This window comes from uncultured Leptotrichia sp., assembly GCF_938036635.1.
Classification (GTDB): domain Bacteria; phylum Fusobacteriota; class Fusobacteriia; order Fusobacteriales; family Leptotrichiaceae; genus Leptotrichia; species Leptotrichia hongkongensis.
In genome coordinates this window covers 1-1,521 of the sequence record NZ_CALHQO010000467.1, presented here as the reverse complement: position 1 = coordinate 1,521, position 1,521 = coordinate 1, and the positions used below count along the sequence as shown (strand labels likewise).

General features: G+C 27.0%; 1 protein-coding gene. It reads right to left on the bottom strand.

Annotated elements, in window-relative coordinates:
* Positions 1 to 8 precede the first annotated feature (8 nt).
* A partial coding sequence (locus Q0370_RS09300) for a DKNYY domain-containing protein (RefSeq protein ID WP_299574992.1) occupies positions 9 to 1,521 on the bottom strand: 1,513 nt, incomplete at its 5' end.

Here is a 1,521-nt window from a genome sequence, read left to right as displayed (position 1 = left end):
ATTGAAGCTTATTTCACAATTCTACAATATTCATATTTATGATTTTTATCTTCTCCTTGTGAACTATACTCATTATTTACCTTAAAACTTCCAGCATCCGCATAATCAATTCTTTCTCCAAGACAATAAACTTCTTTGTTATCTTTTACATAATACTCATTCAAAACTTTTATTTTATTAACATCCAATCCTTCCAATTTTCTCACTTTTTCAGAAAAATCAAAAGCCGAAATAAAATAAATATTATACTTGTCTTTTGCATAAAATCCATTTAGTCCTTTTACATCGCTAATTGCTTCAAAAGTCCCTGCATCATTAATTCCCTCTAATTTTTGTCCAATGTAATAAACATTCTTTTTATCTTTTAAAATAACATCAGTTATTGCTTTTACACTACTTGAATCTGAATTTTCAATTTTCTGTTCGCCAAAATAAATATAATTTTTATCTTTTCCATAATTTTCTGTCAATTCCTGAAAACTTGCCGCATCTGCTCCTTCGACTTTTAGATTGCCATGATTATTATTATAATAAACAATTTTGTCATCTTTTAGGTAATTTTTCTTTATAACTCTAAACTTATTCGGATTTACTGGTAATTTTTCTACTACAGTCGGCTTAGATACGTTGTAAATATCTATAAAATATACTCCTTTATCATTTTTTACATAATCATTTCTCTCACCAATTAAGGAAAAATTTTTCGGACTTATATTTAAAGGCTCATCAATATTATAAACATTATTGTCATCAACTTCCAAAAGTCCTATAATCGTTTTATCTTTTTGAACTGAATTTTCGCTAGGTGCTTTAAATAAGTTTTTACTTATACCCTTTACTTTTTTCCCTTCCGAATAGAAACTATTTTTATCTTTTGCATACCCAGTTTCCAGAACTTCAAAACTTGAAATATCCGCTCCCTTAATTTTCCTGTTTTCAAAATAGATGTTATTTTTATCCTTTGCATAAGAATATCCTAGTTCTTCAAACGTTTTAAAGTCAGCTCCTTTTATTTTTTGAGCATCATTCAATACATAATAAATTCCATTTTTATCTCCAATATAGCGAACACTATTTTTGTCAGGTGAATTAAATACTTTTAAAGTAGCAGAATCTATTCTTTTTCTCATATTTTCGTTTTCAATATCAATCTCATTTTCATCTTTCAGATAAATTCTATCTCCCATATTGTAAACAAAATTTTTATCCTTCGATATATTTCCTTTGACAACCACAAAACTTGCTAAATCAGCTTCATGTATTTCATTTTTCTCAAAAAAAATCCTATCCTTGTCCTTTCCGTATTCTCCGTTTATATCTTGAAAAGTATCCATATCTGCTGGAAAATACTGAATACCTAGTATTCTATAAAAATTTTCTTCCTTTTCTATTTCTCTAAAACTTTTTTTCACTTCTTCTAAATCAAAATCCAAATCATAATATTTTAATGCTTTTTCAACTTCATTTTCTAGAATACCAAAATATTCCGTATAATTATCACTCAAAACCGTATTCACTTTA